The organism is Massilia sp. UBA6681 (assembly GCF_002454935.1).
GTDB lineage: Bacteria > Pseudomonadota > Gammaproteobacteria > Burkholderiales > Burkholderiaceae_D > Telluria > Telluria varians.
In genome coordinates, this window is sequence record NZ_DKJX01000026.1 from 382 (window position 1) to 1,874 (window position 1,493).

A 1,493-nucleotide genomic window follows, 5' to 3' on the forward strand; every position below is an offset into this window, starting at 1 on the left:
AGGAACTCGGTCTTGCGCCGGTTTTCGGTGGCCAGGTCGTTGGCCAGGCTGCGCAGGTCGTCGCGCGCGCGCCGGCTTTCGGTGACATCGCTGAACAGCACCGCCACCTTGCCCAGCTTCGGATCGCCCACGCGCGTTGCATAGATATTGAACCAGCGGCCGATCGGCGATCCCTCCTCGACCAGGCGCAGCGGCCTGCCCGTCAATGCCACGCTGCTGTACAGCTCGGCCCAATGGGTGTCGTCCGAGTTCGGCACCAGCTGGCGCACGCTCTTCCCGCGTGCGTTCTTCAGGCCGGTCTGGGCCTCGAAGGCGGGGTTGACGTCGAGGAAGCGGTAATCGATCGGCTTGCCGGTGTCGTCATAGACGACGTCGACGATGCAGAAGCCGTCATCCATCGATGCGATCAGCGTGCTGTAGAGCTCAATCGCCGCACGCTGTTCTTCGCGGGCCTCGACCTGTCCGGTGATGTCGAGCATGTAGTGCAGCACGAAGATCAGCTGCCCGGCCGCGTCGAATACCGGTGCGTTGACCGCATTCCAGTAACGGTCTTCAAAGGCATCGCTGCCGTCGGCCTGCTTGACCTTGATCGGATAATGCTGCGCCGGCATGGTCTGCGGCTTGCCGGTCCGGATCGCCTGCATGATCGATTCCTGCAAGGCGGCGGCGGGGGCCTCCGGGGTTTCCCGGGGCGTGTCGAAGGCGGCGAACAGGCGCGTTCCCAGGAGCTCTTCGCGCGTACGCGTGCTGGTACGCAGGAAGGCGTCGTTGACCGCGACAAAGACCGGATCCTCGGACGGCGAGAACAGGGCGGTGGGAATCGTCGAACTGTTGAAGACGGCTTCGATGTGGTCCAACGAGAGCATAAGTACGGCTGCCTGGAGGGAAAGATGCCAGCATCATACAGGTTTCGGGGGCGCCGGAGCCGCCGAGGCGATCGCGAGACGCCCGCCACCCCGCGCAGCGTGCGGATCGGTGCGGGGTGTTGTCGGGCGCTCTTGCTCTTACTCGCGGTAGGTGATTTTGCCGCTCAGCTTGATGGTGCCGGCGCCGGTCAGGAGTGCCTGGCTGCCGGTGAAGTCGCCGCCGCCGGAAGCGCGGTGGTAGCGTCCGGTGCCGCCGGTAATCTGGAAGGTGGCATTGCTGAAGGCAACCTTGCCGTCGCCGGTCGGGACCGCCTGGCCGCTGTAGTTGGCGTAGATCATCTCGCCGCTCCCGGTAAGCAGGGTGATGCGGCCGTCGCTGAAGGTGAGCAGCGGGCCGTTGGGCGTGACGCAGTCCTTGCCCATGAAGGCGACCTGGCCGAGGGCCGGATCGCTGCCGTGCCCGACCAGCGTTCCGCCGAGCTTCGAGGCGCAGCGCAGCGACAGCCCCAGCACTTCATGGATGACGCCGCTAATGACCAGCGGCTTGGTGACCAGCGAAGCGGCCGAGGCCGCCGGGGCGGTGAAGCTTGCGCCCAGCAGCAGCGACGCGACGGCAAAACGGAGGGA

General features: G+C 66.1%; 2 protein-coding genes. Both read right to left on the reverse strand.

Annotated features, from left to right (window positions below; genetic code table 11):
- The coding region (locus tag B2R83_RS03020; protein WP_292038214.1) for a PAS domain-containing protein at nt 1-866 on the reverse strand (866 nt) is incomplete at its 3' end.
- Nucleotides 867-1,004: 138 nt separating this feature from the next.
- A partial coding sequence (locus tag B2R83_RS03025; protein WP_292038215.1) for a hypothetical protein occupies nt 1,005-1,493 on the reverse strand: 489 nt, incomplete at its 5' end.